Genomic DNA, 15397 nt, shown 5'->3' with positions numbered 1-15397 from the left:
CCCCGCCCCCTAATTCTGGTCCACAAGTGATACGTATTGTTTTCTTTGCCACTTTTGCTCGATTTCAACACCATTTTGCGGATGACGTTTTTTATCTCTCGGGTTTGAAGATGGTAACGGACGCTTTCCTTTTTCACGTAATACGCGCAGTTTCACCATTGTTTGTTTATAAGCTGGTGTACACGTATAAATGTCTGTTGCTGTTCCTGTTAAAATATTGATTGCCTCTTCATTTACTGTCGCATGCATCGGCAAATATAACTCATTTCCAGTTACACGATCTGTAACAAGCGCTTGTACTTTAATCTTTCCAAATGGTGATGCTAACTCTACAAGACCACCATCTTTTACATTGCGTTCTTTAGCAAGTTCAGGTGAAATTTCAACAAATACTTCAGACACTTTAGATAAAATTCCAGCCGACTTATTCGTCATATTTCCTTCATGGAAATGCTCTAGCATACGTCCATTATTTAATAGTAAATCATACTCATCCGGTGCTACAACTGGCGGAACCCATTCATCTAGTGATAAACGTGCTAACTTATCCGGGAAATTAAACCCATCTACATATAATAATGGTGTATCACTACCATCATGGCTACCCCAGCATAAACTATTCCAGCCTTCTAAACGGTCATACGTTGCTTGTGAGTATAACGGGGCAAGCGATGCAATTTCATCCATAATTTCACTTGGACTTCCATAATTCCAGTCTCCGCCCAGTGCACGGGCTACTTTTTGTAAAATCCACCAGTCTGGTTTCGAATCACCAAGCGGCTGCAACACTTCATATAATCTTTGAATACGACGCTCTGTATTCGTAAATGTTCCCTCTTTTTCTAAGCTTGGTGCTGCTGGCAAAATAACATCAGCAAAACGAGCTGTTTTCGATAAGAACATATCTTGCACAACAAGGAAGTCTAGATTCGATAATATATGTTGTACATGGTTGGCATTTGAATCTACTAAAGCCATTTCTTCTCCCATAACATACATACCACGCAGTTTTCCTTCTTCGGCCGCAAGTAACATTGCGATATTATTTAATCCCGGTTCTTTTGGAATGGTAGTACCATATGCTTTTTCAAATTTCGCACGATGCACATCATCTGAAACCGCTTGGTAACCTGGAAGCCAGTTCGGTAATGTCGCCATATCACAAGCACCTTGTACGTTATTATGCCCGCGTAACGGATACGCACCGGCACCAGGACGACGGTAGTTACCTGTAACGAGAAGTAAATTTGAAATTGCTGCCGACGTTGTACTTCCTCCTGTATTTTGCGTTACACCCATTCCCCAAAGTACACAAGTACCATCTGCTTCATATACCATACGGGCCATTTCTTTTAACTGAGCTTTAGAGATCCCCGTAATTTTTTCTGTATAATCAAGCGTATATTTTTCTAGCATTTTGCTATACTCATCAAAGTTATTCACATTTTCAGCTATGAACTTTTTATCGTGCCAATCTTGATCGATAATATATTTCGTAATACCAGCAAGCCATACGTAATCAGTTCCTTGACTCGGATGAACAAATATATCAGCACGCTCAGCCATTTCATGTTTACGAAGGTCTGCTACAATTAGTTTTTGTTCATGTAATTTATGAGCACGCTTCACTCTCGTTGCAAGTACAGGATGTCCTTCTGTTGGGTTTGCACCAACAATAATAACAAGACCTGCCTCAGCAATATCTTTCACTGTTCCAGCATCTCCGCCCATACCGACAGTTTTAAATAAACCGTCTGTTGCTGGTGATTGGCAATAACGGGAACAGTTATCTACATTATTTGTTCCATATATTTGACGAGCTAGTTTTTGCATAAGATAGTTTTCTTCATTTGTTACTTTCGAAGAAGAAATAAACCCAAACGCATCGTTACCATACTCTGATTTAATATGTTGCATATTAGATGCAACAACTTCAAGAGCCTCTTCCCATGAAGCCTCAACAAACATATCTCCTTGGCGAATTAACGGCTTTGTAATACGCTCTTCACTGTTCACAAAGTCCCATCCAAATTTGCCTTTTACACATGTGGAAATACCATTAACCGGTGCATCTGAAACAGGTTGCACCTTTAAAATTTGACGTTCTTTCGTCCATACTTCAAATGAACAACCTACGCCACAAAATGTACAAACTGTTTTTGTTTTATTAATTTTCGTCTTACGCATCGCGGACTCTACTTCTGAAATCGCTAAAATACTGCTATATCCAGGCTCTACATCTTTTACAAAATCAATCATCGGATTTAGCACATCTGGTTTTAAACCAGTCATAAATCCAGCTTCTCCTAGCATCGTTTTTTCCATTAATGCGTTACACGGACAAACTGTTACACACTGCCCACAACTAACACAAGACGAGTCATTTATACTCACACCATTGTCCCAAATAACACGTGGACGGTCTAAACTCCAATCGATTGATAAAGTTTCATTTACTTGTAAATTTTGACATACTTCTACACACTGCCCACAAGCAATGCATTGATTTGGATCGTATCGATAGAATGGATGCGATGTATCCACTTCACATGCACTTACTTTCGGTTCATACGGATATTTCTGTTCTTCAATCTCCATCATATGTACTGTATTATGGACTTTACAGTTACCATTATTGTTATCACATACTGTACAATACAATAAATGATTCTCTAATATTCGATCTATTGCCTCAGTCTGCGCCTCTTTAGCACGCTGCGATTGTCTTTCAATATGCATACCCTCTTCTAGCTTTGTTGAACAAGCACGCATTAACTTCCCATCTACTTCTACAATACATGTATCACAGGTTTGAATAGGATCTACCTCTGGTACATGACAAATTTGAGGATGTTCTAAATTACTTTCATTAAATAATTGGAGTATCGTCTTTTCACCTGATGCAAAAAGCTCTTTACCATCAACGGTTACACGGACTGTCTGTTCTGTCATAGTTTCCCCTCTCCTTACAACTCACTGTACAATACGATTATGAATCCGTTTTCAAAAACGTATTTCTGTACATATTTTTGAAACGCTCTGCCCGAATACTTTTCTTGTGAAGTCGATTCTCGATGTTATAAGGTATAGCTACGTAAGCTTGAAAATATCACTATTCTACAAATCTATTATATCGTACACATACAATAATAACCAAAATAATCTGCCATCTTTCTGATAGTAGATGCTTTTATTTTTTCGATGTTTTATGATAAATATGGAGAAAAATACATATAAAGGGGAATTTAATATGAGGCCTACTCAAGAAACGCATACAATTGTACGCTATCAATCCGGTACATTTTCAAAACAAACTGATGATGTTGTTACAGAATTTCCTATTACAATTAAGTTAAATAGCGAAGAATACGTAACAGTTGTATGCACGCCTAATTACATTGAAGATATGGTAATTGGTTTTTTAATTTCTGAAGGAATTCTTTCTTCTTATAAAGATATTGAAGAATTATGGGTCCAAAAGGAAAACGGAATTGCTCATGTAAAATCATCAAAAATTAATCCACTCTATCAAACTTTATATAATAAAAGATACGTAACTTCTTGTTGCGGAAAAAGTAGACAAGGTTTTGTTTTCGTCAATGATGCCGCAAAAGCAAAAGAGTTACACGATATACATATAACTATTACTCCAGAAGAATGTTTTCACCTAATGACTTCCTTACAACAATCTTCAACTACATTTCGCCAAACTGGTGGTGTGCACAATACCGCGTTATGTGATCGAAAAAATATTCTCGTATCAAGAATGGATATCGGAAGACACAATGCACTAGATAAAATATACGGTCATTGTTTACGAAATAATATATCTGTTAGAGGGAAAATCATCGCGTTTAGCGGACGCATCTCATCTGAAATTTTGTTAAAAGTTTCAAAAATCGGTTGCGAAATCGTCCTATCTAAGTCAGCTCCAACTAAACTAGCTCTGCAACTCGCCCATGATTTAGGTATTACCGTAGTAGGATTTATTCGTTCTGGATCTTGCAATATTTATACACATCCAGAACGAATCGATGGATATAAAACAAAAAATTAAATAAGAAACACAAAATGACTCCTTTGCATAGGAGTCATTTTAGTTATAAAAATACAATATATTAAACACTTGAATAGTTAATGAAGTTAATATATAATTTCATTACATAAACAACAATGAAAACATAGTAGCATAATCTTTTCATTCTTTTACAAATTAAGAAAGAATAGTCGCAGCATGCATTTACAAAAGTAAAACTATACTCACTCTTATGAAGATAATGAATTAAATTTGGATCAACCAAGGAGGTTACAACTATGGAAATTCGCTTATTAACAACAGAGGACGCAGAAATATATTTAAAAGTTTGTATGGAAGGTTTAACGAAGAACCCTGAAGCTTTTAGCTCTTCTTATGAAGATGTTCTTAAACATGAGGATCCTGTATCTGCCATGGCAAAACGATTAAGCAATCCGGATAAGTATACTCTAGGTGTTTTCAAGGATAACGATTTAATCGGTATTGCTACTCTAGAAACAAAGCCATTTATTAAGCAAGAGCATAAGGCAAAAATCGGCTCCGTTTTTGTTTCTCCAAAAGCGCGTGGCCTCGGTGCAGGACGAGCTTTAATTAAAGCGATTATTGAAAATGCCGATAAATTGCATGTAGAACAGCTCATGCTCGATGTTGTTGCTGATAACACTGCTGCAAAAAAATTATATGATTCCCTCGGCTTCCAAACTTACGGTGTGCAAGAACGGTCCTTAAAGCATAATGGCCAATATTGGGACGAAGAGCATATGGTTTTATTCTTAAATGATTAACATTTTAATATAATTTTTCAAAAGCATCTTCTTATTAATTAAGATGCTTTTTTCATTACAACAATGTAATCTTCATGTCACCTTTATCGATCGTTCCAATCCTTTCCATTCGTTATACTAAAAATATAAAGTGAAACTTTACTCAGTGGGGAGCCCCATCCCCCACTGAGTATTAGCCTTCACCAATCGGGCGTTTATGGGCAGTTGATCTCCCATCTAACTTCTTCGCACCCACTAAATTCTTGGATGGGAGTCTTACTGCCCGTTAATGCGGGATAAAGTGAAACTTTACTCAGAAAGAGGATCTTATTAAATGAACGTATAGCATGCAATTGATATGTAGAGGAGAATGTAACATGAAACAAAACAAACAAGCTATCTTTTTAATATTTGCTACAGCAATTGTAACTTCTGGATTGGCAATTCTACCTTGGTTGATTATATAGAACACATTAAAAAAGCTTATTGCTTCTTAAGAAGCAATAAGCTTTTTTTCTATTATAAAATCCCGAAAAATTTATTTACACAACTTATCATAATAAGCATAGATACCGCAACACACATTACAATCGCATTACGATCTTGCTTTTCTTTTTGTAAAAGTTCTACTTTTTTACTCATGTGTACAATCCCCTTTATATTAAAAAAAAGTGTGAGATAGGAAATTTTTCTTATCCGATGCGAGGTGAATACGAAAACCCTCTCTATCTCACATACACAATAGAATGGAATTGTCATTTTATAAATAAAATGACATGACGTTATGTCGCAACATAGGGTATTTGTGTCGCTACGTTTTCTATTATAAAAAATAGTTGTGCAAAACTAGTGCATTTTTTATGTCAATTGCCCTGATTGAAAAAATCAGCCATCCATTCAATCACATAAAAAGAGTTTTTTATTATTTTCATGTAAACTATACAAGTAGAATGAATAGTTTGGGGTGCACAAGATTATGGTGAAAATTTTATTAGTAGACGATGAAGAACGTATGTTACGATTATTAGATCTGTTCTTAAGCCCTCGTGGCTATTTTTGTATGAAAGCTACTTCTGGCCTTGAAGCGCTAGAATTAATCGAACAAAAGGACTTCGATATTATTTTATTAGATGTTATGATGCCGAATATGGATGGGTGGGATACTTGCTATCAAATCCGTCAAATTTCCAACGTTCCAATTATTATGCTAACAGCTCGCAACCAAAACTACGATATGGTCAAAGGCCTAACAATGGGAGCAGATGACTATATTACAAAACCATTCGATGAACATGTATTAGTCGCGCGAATCGAGGCTATATTACGCCGCACAAAGAAAGATGGCTTTGTTAGCTTCAATGGTATTGAGTGGGATAAAACGAAACATACTGTTACAGTTTATAATGAAAAAATCTCACTAACTCCTATTGAGTTTTCGTTGCTCGGACTATTTTTACAAAATACAAACCGCGCTTACAGCAGAGACGATTTAATCGAGAAGATTTGGGGCTATCAAACAGACATCGAATACAGAACTATCGATTCACATATTCGTAATATACGGGATAAGTTACGCAAAAAAGGATTTCCAGTTGAAGATTACTTAGAAACTGTCTATAAAGTCGGATATAAATGGAAAAGTGAATAATTAATTGGGTCAGTGGACAATAGTTGACCACTGGCCCTTTATATGAAATAAGGTATGGTGAGAAAATGAGCAAACTTTCCCTTAAAGTTGGGACATACTTTTTAATATTAGCTTTATGTATTGAAACAATTGCTTTCGTATCTTTTTATAAAAGCCTTTCAAAAATGCGGGTTGAAGAGGAAACCGTTGCTCTTTTAGAGAAAGGAAATCGCTATCGTGATACGATTGAACGGCGTGCAAAATGGAGCAAATACGGCAAAGACGCTGAGCAAAAAAAACGTGCTGAACATTTCAACCGCCCTGCCTCTTCTGGCTTCTCTATTGAAGATGCCGCTGAAGATTTAATGGAGACAGAAGCACTTACTAACTCTGATATAGCCATTGTTATAACTGACAGTAATGGAAACATCACTTCGACCTCAGAAACAGTAACAAAAGATATGCAAAAACAACTTCATTGTAAAATCCCCCCCGTTAAAAGGGGTGGATTAATAGTAGAAAAGGATTGGAAAAAATCAAAATCCATCTCAACAGTAACACCAATTGACACAAAAGACTTTCAAGGCAAATTACACATGTTCTTAAAAACATCCTTCTTAGAAGATATGCTCCTTAAACTCATGAATCAATTCATTATCGTGAGTATTTTAACACTTATTTTAACAACTATTTCTGTCTTTGTTTTTTCTCGATTTATTACAGATCCTCTTATAAAGATGAAGAGAGCAACAGAAAAAATGTCCAAATTAAACAAACCAATTCAATTAGGGATTAAACGAAATGATGAACTTGGAAGTTTAGCCAAAACCATCGAGGAACTGTCTAGTGAACTTACGTATATGAAAAAAGAGCGAAGCGAATTTCTTGCCAGTGTAGCGCACGAGTTACTAACTCCACTAACTTATATGAAAGGTTATGCGAAAGTGGCAAAGAGAGATTCTTTAACGAAGGACGAACGTGAAGAGTATTTACAAATCATCGAGGATGAAACCGATAGTGTAACTGATCTCGTACAAGATTTATTTATGCTCGTACAATTAGAGCAACATCAATTCGTTATTAAAAAACAAAAAATGCTCCTTAGGCCATTTTTAGAACGAATGGTTGAAAAAACAAAAACAACATTAACCAACAAGCAAATAGAAATTCATGTATACTGTAAAAATGATTTAGAAGTTTGTATAGATGAAAGGCGTATGGAACAAGTGATGTTAAATTTATTGCATAATGCTTATCAACATTCGCCAGAAAACACTTCTATAACAATACGTGTACTAACCAGTGCGAATACTTTTACAATAAGTGTACAAGATGAAGGTGAAGGTATTCCAAAGGAAGATATCCCACACATTTTCGATCGCTTTTACCGTGTCGATAAATCTAGAACACGAGCTACAGGAGGAAAAGGTATCGGACTAGCTGTTGCAAAGGAAATTGTAGAACTTCATAATGGTTCTATCGAAGTTAAAAGCGAATTAGAAGTCGGAACAAACTTTATAATTGAATTACCATTTGAATAATATATGTGTGAAATCACCAGTAGTAGTCAACACTACTGGTGCTATTTTATTTATAAAACCAGCTCATATAAGCTAAGCTTTTGAAATTATTCTTATTTCAATATAAAATATAGGTACAACTGTCAAAGATTTGGAGGGTGATATAATTGGATATCCATGTATTAACAAAAGACGAAGCAGAAATTTACTTAGAACTTCGAGTAGAAGGATTAAAACAAAACCCGGAAGCCTTCAGCTCTTCTTACGAAGATATTATTAATAAAGAGTGTGCTATTGAATATAAAGCCCAAAAATTAGCACAAGATGAAAACTATACACTAGGTGCATTTAAAGATGGAGAATTAATCGGCGTTGCAACATTGGAAACGAAACCATATGTAAAACAAGAACATAAAGCAAAAATTGGTTCAGTATACGTGTCTCCAAAAGCACGCGGACTTGGAGCGGGAAAAGCACTTATTAAAGAATGTCTTGAGCTTGCTAAATCTTTAGAAGTAGAGCAAGTTATGCTTGACGTTGTTGTCGGAAACGATGGTGCAAAAAAACTTTATGAGTCATTAGGATTTAAAACATTTGGTGTGCAAGAACGTTCATTAAAATATAACGGACAATATTGGGATGAAGAGCATATGGTTCTTTTCCTAGATGAAGAAAAATAATTAAAAACATCCTCCATTTATGAGGATGTTTTTTACTTTCTCGTAAACCATGCTGTATATAATAATTGAATGGCCTCTTCAATTTCTTCCACCAATAAAGTCGCAAATCCAAGCAATACTGTATTTTTGGGAGAAGTCCCTTCCTTATAATACATCGAAACAGGATACACTTTAATACCCCTTTCAGCTGCAGCTTCCAATAATTCTTTCTCTTCCATCCCATTATGCACTTTTAATAAAATATGTAGGCCAGAATCTTCCCCTATTACTTCAATACGATTAGAAAAAATTTTTTCTAACACAGAAACAAGACGGTCTCTCTTCTTTCGATACACGACACGCATTTTATGAATATGTTTTTCCCAATGCCCGTCATTTAAAAATTTCCTAATGATCTCTTGATCCATTCTTGAAACGCTTTGTGTGTAAAATAAATATTGCTCCTGATACTGCTTAATGAGGGATTTTGGCAACACCATATAACTCATCCGTAATGATGGCAATAGCGCTTTAGAGAGCGTCCCCATATAAATTACTTTTCCATCTCTATCTAACCCTTGCAGCGCTGGAATCGGCTTTCCTGAATAGCGGAATTCACTATCATAATCATCTTCAATAATATATCTTCCTTCTTCTTTTTCCGCCCATTGTAAAAGCTGCATTCTTCTCGTAATTGGCATAATCATCCCGCAAGGAAACTGATGCGAAGGTGTAACGAATACAACATTTGCATGGCTATCAGCTAACTGTGACATACGAATTCCATCTCTATCTAAAGATAACATTTGTACATTTTGTTCTCCTTGCTCAAAAACAACCATTTTCCGATGGTACCCAGGATTCTCAACCGCATAACGACTTCCCTTTAACAACTGAAATAACATTTTTACTAACATTTGCGTACCCGCTCCTATTACAATTTGACTAGCTACGCATCGTACACCTCTAGATTCATACAAATAGCTCGCGATTTCTTCTCGTAAACTTACCTCCCCTTGTGGATGTCCAATAAAAAGTAAATCTTTATTTTCAAATTGCCATACCTCGTTCGTAATTTTTCGATATACATGAAACGGAAAAATATTAGTATCCACACCCGTTTGAGTGAAATCAAATTTATAATCCTTATCTTGAAAAGGCGCTTCTCCTATTACCTCTTCGCTGCCTTCCACATGAACCATTTGCTCGATTTCACATACAAAATAGCCTTTTCTAGAAATCGACTCAATATATCCTTCGGCAAGAAGTTGCTCATAAGCAGCTTCAACTGTATTTTTACTCACTTGTAAATATGTCGCCAGCTTCCTCTTAGACGGTAATTTCGTAAAGGCCAGAATCGTTCCATCTTTAATCTCTTTTTTTATATACTCATACAATTGCACATACAATGCCATTTTACTATTTGCATTCAAATTAGGTGTTAGTTCTAACACAACATCTGACCCCTTCCAAAAACACATAACTGATACTTTTTACAGTACCAGAAGTTCTATATAATTCCTTTTATCATGTAACACATTAATAATCAAATACTAGAGAGGAGATGCATGATAATGAACAATGGTAGACGCATCGGACTTACGATGATTATTACAGGAGCTACCCTATGGGGATTATCTGGTCCCATGATTCAGTGGCTATTTCAACATACTAACGTATCATCAATTGATTTTTTAACAATTCGCCTGTTACTTGCAGGAATATTCATTTTATCTTTCTTGCTTATTAAAAACCAAAACATATTTCACATTTGGAAACATCCTAAACACTTTATACAACTTATAATTTTCTCTATTCTTGGCATGCTTGGTGCGCAGTACGCTTTTATCGAAACAGTTCATATTAGTAATGCCGTAACGGCAACACTATTTCAATTTCTAGGTCCTGTTCTTATTACCATTTACGTTGCGTTTGAACAAAAGAAATTCCCTGCTTCTATGCAAATACTCGCAATTATAACTGCTCTAACAGGGACATACTTTATTATTACAAACGGTTCAATTGAAAATATTGTTTTATCTAAAGCAGCTATTACTTTCGGCCTATTAACAGCGATTGGCTTTGCGTTTTATACCCTTCATCCGGCTTCTCTTATTAAAGAATGCGGAACTACTGTCGTAATTGGTTGGGGGATGTTAATTGGAGGGATTGCACTGCTTATTTGTAATCGTTCTTTTGAATGGAATCAGATTTCGCAAACTTTCACACTTCAAACTTTTTCTATGCTTATTCTTATCATTATAAGTGGCACTCTTTCTTTCCTTCTTTATATCGGGAGTCTTAAATATTTAGCAGCAACAGAAACAAGTATTTTATCTAGCATTGAACCACTTGTGGCCGCTATTGTTTCAATCACTTGGCTAAATGAATCTTTTGGATCATATCAATTATTAGGCGGTGTATGTATCGTTCTGTCTGTTATTTTCTTAACGATGCCTCAAAAAGAGAGAGAACCTACCTTTTCAACTGAACAAATATAAAGTGAAACTTTAATCAGCAGGGGGGCCATCCCCCACTGATTATTATCCCTCACCAATCGGGATAGAAAATGTCAAAAGAGGTCGTACAAAACTTACGACCTCTTTTTATGATTTAAAGGAATTGTCCCGCCTGCTAGCAAATACAATTACACTAACAATAAAAATTAGGAGTGTGGCACCATGAAAAAAATCGGAACTATGCTACTTCTCTCCTTTCTCATTACTGGCTGTGCGCAAGTACAACCCGATTCAAATGTACCTAAAAAAGAAGTACTAGAAACGTCATCCTCTCAAATTAACGCACCTTCCTTTTTTCATCTTAGTGTTTTAAAAGATGTAAATTGGGAAGAAGCCCCATCCTTCGTAGAAGGAAAAATACCGTTAAAAGGCATTGAAGGAAAAATTGCAATGGCTGATAGCTCTATTATCGTAAATGAACAAAATGAAATAATGTGGTTCTTCCTAGATCCTGAAATGCCAACTGGAAAACTATCTATTATCGCGTTAAAACAAGGAACTACAACTCCAACACCCGTACTCTTTCAAAAAGAAACTTCCAAACAAACTTGGACTACTTCAAATACAGTCGATACAACCATAAAGGAACTCCCTCTCGTAATGTCACTACCTTCATCTGGATTATGGGTATTAAACATATATGTAAATGAAAGATATTATGATCAATTTGTGATCAATGCCGAGTAAGTTGTCAAAACTAATCTACTTCTTTGCATCTGCCGAATTTTGAGGCAAGATAAATAATGAGGGGACACGAATAACTCTACACTTCTTCTGCATTATTTTAATTTCTTATCTCCAAAAAAGCAGTGCCTTAAAAGGCACTGCTTTTGACTATCTATAACTTGGCATTTTTGTAATCTGTGCCACTCCTGAATCAATAGCTGCTTTTGCTACTGCTTCTGCGACACTTGGAACAACTCTTTTATCTAATGGATTTGGAATTACATAACTCGCATGAAGCTCTTCATCCGTAATGATGTTAGCGATTCCATATGCTGCCGCTAATTTCATCTCTTCTGTAATATCAGTCGCGCGCACATCTAACGCACCGCGGAATATTCCAGGGAACGCCAATACATTATTTACTTGATTCGAGTAATCAGAACGTCCAGTTCCTACTACAGCTGCACCAGCTTCTAATGCATCTTCTGGGAATATTTCTGGAATTGGATTCGCCATTGCAAACACAATTGGCTTCTCATTCATCGTCTGTACAAGTTCTTTCGTTAATACGTTAGGGGCAGATACACCAATGAAAATATCAGCCTGATGAATCGCTTCCTTTAATGCTCCACGCACGAATTCTCGATTTGTCTTCTTTGAAACTTCGATCTGCGCTTCATTCATCCATGTTTCACCTTCACAAACAATACCCTCTAAGCTAACTAACGTAATATGTTTTGCACCGGCTTTTAATAATAATTTTCCAATTGCAATTCCTGCCGAACCAGCACCGTTAATAACAATTTTCACATCATCCATTTGTTTACTTACAACTTTTAGTGCATTAATAACAGCTGCTAAAACGACAATAGCTGTTCCATGTTGATCATCATGGAATACAGGAATATTCGTTTCTTCTTTTAATCGTTTTTCAATTTCAAAGCAACGTGGCGCTGCAATATCTTCCAAATTGATACCTGCAAATGTAGGCTCTAGATTTTTCACAAGGGTAACGATTTCATCTACATCCGTCGTCCCTAGACATAACGGGAAAGCATCTACATTCGCAAATTTCTTGAATAAAATACTTTTCCCTTCCATAACAGGCATAGCCGCTTTCGGTCCAATGTTCCCTAAACCAAGTACTGCAGTTCCATCTGAGACGACCGCTACCATATTACCACGTGCTGTATAGTCATACGCTGTTTCCTCATCTGCTGCAATTGCTTTGCAAGACTCCGCCACGCCTGGTGTATAAGTCAGGCTTAAATCATCCGCTGAATTCACTTCCACCTTACTTGTAATTTCAATTTTCCCTACTAACTCTTTATGCAATAACAATGATCTTTCATTAATTTGATTTTCTAACATACTTATAATCTCCCCTTAATTTGACAAGCTAGCTATATGAATATAGCTAGCTTGTTGATCACGAAAACATTTTTAATAAAATTGTCGCTGTTACGACCACTGCTGCCCCGCCTAAACGCGTTGAAATTTGCGCAAACGGCATTAATTCCATACGATTTGAAGCTGATAGAATAGCAACATCTCCAGTTCCACCTAAACCGCTATGACATCCAGTTACAATTGCTGATTCAACTGGATACATTTTCATCACTTTCCCTACAAGAAAACCTGATGCTACCATTGTAAGAACAACTGATGCACAAACAACAACATATCCTACAGAAAGAACTGCAGCTACGTCTTTTAACGGAATATATAGCAATCCTAAGCCGACCATTAACGGCCATGTTAAATTTTTTGAAATAAATTTATATAAATGGAATGCTCCTTGCTCCATTTTTGCTGGCATTAATTTAAAGTACTTCACAAGTGCTGCTGAGAAAATCATAATGATTGCTCCTGGAATACCGATAAACTTAGAAGCAAATCCTCCAAAAATAAAGAATGTACATGCAATCAATAACCCTGCTCCCATTAATGAGAAATCAATTGGTTTTTCTATATTTTGCTCTTTTAATAACTCTGCCTGATTATCTGTTTTTACTAATACACCATTCCCACTAAGCTCAGGTCTCTTCTCACCTAAACGCTTCATATATCCTGCGCTCACAATTGCAAACATATTTCCGATAATAGCTGCAGGAATAAGCTGTGATACAAATGTTGCTGATGATTCATTTAAAATATCACCGTACGCGAGTGATAACGGTAAAATCCCTTCCCCAATGCCACCACTCACAATTGGTACGATGATAAAGAAGAATGTCTGCTTCATTTCAAATCCAAATAGTGAACCTACTAATAAGCCTACTGCGATAGAAGCTAATGTTCCTACTACTAAAGGAATAAACATGCGAACGAAACCTTGTACTAGCACTTTACGATTCATTCCCAAAATACTTCCTACTACTAAACAAGAAATATATAAATATAAAAAGTTCGATTTTTTCATTAACATAGTCGCAGCTTCCATTGAAGCTGGATTCATCCAGTTAAAAAATACAAGTAACGATGGAATAAATAATGAGAGAATTGCTGGACCACCGATATTTTTTAAAATTGGAATTCTCATCCCAATGTCACCTAAGAAAATACCCATAATCATAATAACTGCAAATCCACCAATCATATCTGCTGGCAATTTATTATATACAGATGCCCCATAAATAATAGCTGCCAATACTACATATAACGGTAAAGGTATAACACCGATTTTTACATTCATAATTTTAGAAGCGAAAGATTCTCTTTGTACTTCGTTTTCCTCAGAAAATGATACCGCTTCCACATTCTTTTGAATCCCCATATGGCACCCCCTTGTTTTCTTAATAACAATATTAAAACGCTTTCAATAGTAAAAATAGTTTTTGTAAGTTTTGTAATTACTTTTGTAATTAAAAAAAGTATAAGCGACTTATAATAAGTCGCTTATACGTAAAAATCTATTTTATTTCGGTCAATACACCTTAATTTACTCACCGGTCTTCCTACATTTTGATACACCATTTCATTCTCTAATACTCCGATTTCAGTCAAAAACATTACATATTTTCGAATAGAAACTCTCGAAACCCCTACTAATTGCGCCATTTCATCAGTTGTAAATGCTTGTCCATTAAGCGATTCGATTTTCTTCCAAATGAGTTGCAATGTTTGCTTCGTTAATCCCTTTGGAAGCTCTTTATTAACGAAAGGCTCTCTTTTTTCTTTTTGCAAAAGTAGTGAATCTAATTCCGATTGACTGATTTTTTGTTGTTCTTTCATGAAAGTAAGTTTTTCTCGATATACAGTTAATGCCTCTTTAAATCGTTCAAATGTAAATGGTTTAATTAAATAATCTACTACGCCATATTGTAATGCTTTTTTAATACTTCCCATATCATGTACAGCTGAAATCATCATAATATCAATTTCTTTCTCTTGATTCCGAATATACATTAACAGCTCAAATCCAGTCTCCTCAGGCATAAAAATATCAAGTAATACTAAATCTACTCGTGATTTCTCTAATACTTCTATCGCCTCTTTTACTGATTTAGCTGCATGAACAAGTTCAAATCCTCCCACTTGCTCTAAGTAATGCGTATTTAACATCGCTACCATCGGATCATCTTCTACAATCAAAACTTTGATCAT

13 protein-coding genes are annotated in these 15397 nt (G+C 35.8%); 7 read left to right on the top strand and 6 right to left on the bottom strand.

Annotated features, from left to right (window positions below; translation table 11 throughout):
* Positions 1–9: 9 nt before the first annotated feature.
* Positions 10–2952 carry a formate dehydrogenase subunit alpha gene (gene fdhF / locus QUF93_RS05355; RefSeq protein ID WP_289375221.1) on the bottom strand — a complete coding sequence of 981 codons (2943 nt, stop codon included), beginning with the start codon at positions 2950–2952 and terminating at the stop codon, positions 10–12.
* A 298-nt stretch (positions 2953–3250) separates the two neighbouring features.
* Here fdhF and fdhD point away from each other — a divergent pair, with 298 nt between their 5' ends.
* Together fdhD and QUF93_RS05345 are read left to right on the top strand one after the other, a co-directional pair.
* Entirely contained in the window at positions 3251–4057 is an 807-nt protein-coding gene (gene fdhD / locus QUF93_RS05350; protein WP_289358065.1) for a formate dehydrogenase accessory sulfurtransferase FdhD, read from the top strand.
* A 257-nt stretch (positions 4058–4314) separates the two neighbouring features.
* Positions 4315–4821, top strand: coding sequence for a GNAT family N-acetyltransferase (locus QUF93_RS05345; RefSeq protein ID WP_088057491.1), 507 nt, complete (start codon positions 4315–4317; stop codon positions 4819–4821).
* Positions 4822–5319: 498 nt separating this feature from the next.
* Here QUF93_RS05345 and QUF93_RS05340 read toward each other — a convergent pair whose 3' ends face one another.
* On the bottom strand, positions 5320–5442 hold the full coding sequence (locus QUF93_RS05340; RefSeq protein ID WP_002010441.1) for a hypothetical protein: 123 nt from the start codon (positions 5440–5442) through the stop codon (positions 5320–5322).
* A gap of 334 nt (positions 5443–5776) precedes the next feature.
* Between QUF93_RS05340 and QUF93_RS05335 the strand changes: the two genes are divergently transcribed.
* From QUF93_RS05335 to QUF93_RS05325, 3 genes are all read left to right on the top strand, one after another.
* Positions 5777–6448: a response regulator transcription factor gene (locus QUF93_RS05335; RefSeq protein WP_000238947.1), complete on the top strand. Its 672-nt coding sequence runs from the start codon at positions 5777–5779 to the stop codon at positions 6446–6448.
* 65 nt (positions 6449–6513) lie between these two features.
* Positions 6514–7968 carry a HAMP domain-containing sensor histidine kinase gene (locus tag QUF93_RS05330; RefSeq protein ID WP_289358064.1) on the top strand — a complete coding sequence of 485 codons (1455 nt, stop codon included), beginning with the start codon at positions 6514–6516 and terminating at the stop codon, positions 7966–7968.
* A gap of 146 nt (positions 7969–8114) precedes the next feature.
* On the top strand, positions 8115–8627 hold the full coding sequence (locus tag QUF93_RS05325; RefSeq protein WP_000351210.1) for a GNAT family N-acetyltransferase: 513 nt from the start codon (positions 8115–8117) through the stop codon (positions 8625–8627).
* A 32-nt stretch (positions 8628–8659) separates the two neighbouring features.
* On the opposite strand, the gene pdxR is transcribed toward QUF93_RS05325, so the two are convergent.
* Positions 8660–10060 carry a MocR-like pyridoxine biosynthesis transcription factor PdxR gene (gene pdxR / locus QUF93_RS05320; RefSeq protein ID WP_289358063.1) on the bottom strand — a complete coding sequence of 467 codons (1401 nt, stop codon included), beginning with the start codon at positions 10058–10060 and terminating at the stop codon, positions 8660–8662.
* Between the two features lie 120 nt (positions 10061–10180).
* Between pdxR and QUF93_RS05315 the strand changes: the two genes are divergently transcribed.
* Together QUF93_RS05315 and QUF93_RS05310 are read left to right on the top strand one after the other, a co-directional pair.
* Positions 10181–11107 (top strand): DMT family transporter, encoded by a 927-nt coding sequence (locus QUF93_RS05315; RefSeq protein ID WP_002116036.1) that lies wholly within the window; start codon positions 10181–10183, stop codon positions 11105–11107.
* Between the two features lie 180 nt (positions 11108–11287).
* Positions 11288–11812 carry a DUF4871 domain-containing protein gene (locus QUF93_RS05310; RefSeq protein ID WP_289358062.1) on the top strand — a complete coding sequence of 175 codons (525 nt, stop codon included), beginning with the start codon at positions 11288–11290 and terminating at the stop codon, positions 11810–11812.
* A gap of 147 nt (positions 11813–11959) precedes the next feature.
* Here the strand turns inward: QUF93_RS05310 and QUF93_RS05305 are convergent, their stop codons facing one another.
* From QUF93_RS05305 to QUF93_RS05295, 3 genes are all read right to left on the bottom strand, one after another.
* Positions 11960–13162 (bottom strand): NAD(P)-dependent malic enzyme, encoded by a 1203-nt coding sequence (locus QUF93_RS05305; protein WP_002116031.1) that lies wholly within the window; start codon positions 13160–13162, stop codon positions 11960–11962.
* Positions 13163–13220: 58 nt separating this feature from the next.
* Entirely contained in the window at positions 13221–14567 is a 1347-nt protein-coding gene (locus QUF93_RS05300) for a 2-hydroxycarboxylate transporter family protein (protein WP_289358061.1), read from the bottom strand.
* A 122-nt stretch (positions 14568–14689) separates the two neighbouring features.
* A complete protein-coding gene (locus QUF93_RS05295) occupies positions 14690–15397 on the bottom strand; it encodes a response regulator (RefSeq protein ID WP_212936467.1) in 708 nt (235 codons plus the stop codon).

The sequence above is a fragment of the Bacillus hominis genome (genome assembly GCF_030348325.1).
GTDB lineage: Bacteria > Bacillota > Bacilli > Bacillales > Bacillaceae_G > Bacillus_A > Bacillus_A hominis.
The sequence above is the reverse complement of the archived record's forward strand: the minus strand, read 5'-3'. Positions and strand labels throughout refer to the sequence as shown.

What these genes read in the sequence shown, in the direction of transcription:
- QUF93_RS05335 (WP_000238947.1), top strand. Translation starts at nt 5,777, where the DNA reads ATGGTGAAAATTTTATTAGTAGACGATGAAGAACGTATGTTACGATTA.
- QUF93_RS05295 (WP_212936467.1), bottom strand. Translation starts at nt 15,397, where the DNA reads ATGATCAAAGTTTTGATTGTAGAAGATGATCCGATGGTAGCGATGTTA.
- QUF93_RS05300 (WP_289358061.1), bottom strand. Translation starts at nt 14,567, where the DNA reads ATGGGGATTCAAAAGAATGTGGAAGCGGTATCATTTTCTGAGGAAAAC.
- QUF93_RS05315 (WP_002116036.1), top strand. Translation starts at nt 10,181, where the DNA reads ATGAACAATGGTAGACGCATCGGACTTACGATGATTATTACAGGAGCT.
- QUF93_RS05345 (WP_088057491.1), top strand. Translation starts at nt 4,315, where the DNA reads ATGGAAATTCGCTTATTAACAACAGAGGACGCAGAAATATATTTAAAA.
- QUF93_RS05305 (WP_002116031.1), bottom strand. Translation starts at nt 13,162, where the DNA reads ATGTTAGAAAATCAAATTAATGAAAGATCATTGTTATTGCATAAAGAG.
- QUF93_RS05340 (WP_002010441.1), bottom strand. Translation starts at nt 5,442, where the DNA reads ATGAGTAAAAAAGTAGAACTTTTACAAAAAGAAAAGCAAGATCGTAAT.
- fdhD (WP_289358065.1), top strand. Translation starts at nt 3,251, where the DNA reads ATGAGGCCTACTCAAGAAACGCATACAATTGTACGCTATCAATCCGGT.
- QUF93_RS05310 (WP_289358062.1), top strand. Translation starts at nt 11,288, where the DNA reads ATGAAAAAAATCGGAACTATGCTACTTCTCTCCTTTCTCATTACTGGC.
- fdhF (WP_289375221.1), bottom strand. Translation starts at nt 2,952, where the DNA reads ATGACAGAACAGACAGTCCGTGTAACCGTTGATGGTAAAGAGCTTTTT.
- QUF93_RS05330 (WP_289358064.1), top strand. Translation starts at nt 6,514, where the DNA reads ATGAGCAAACTTTCCCTTAAAGTTGGGACATACTTTTTAATATTAGCT.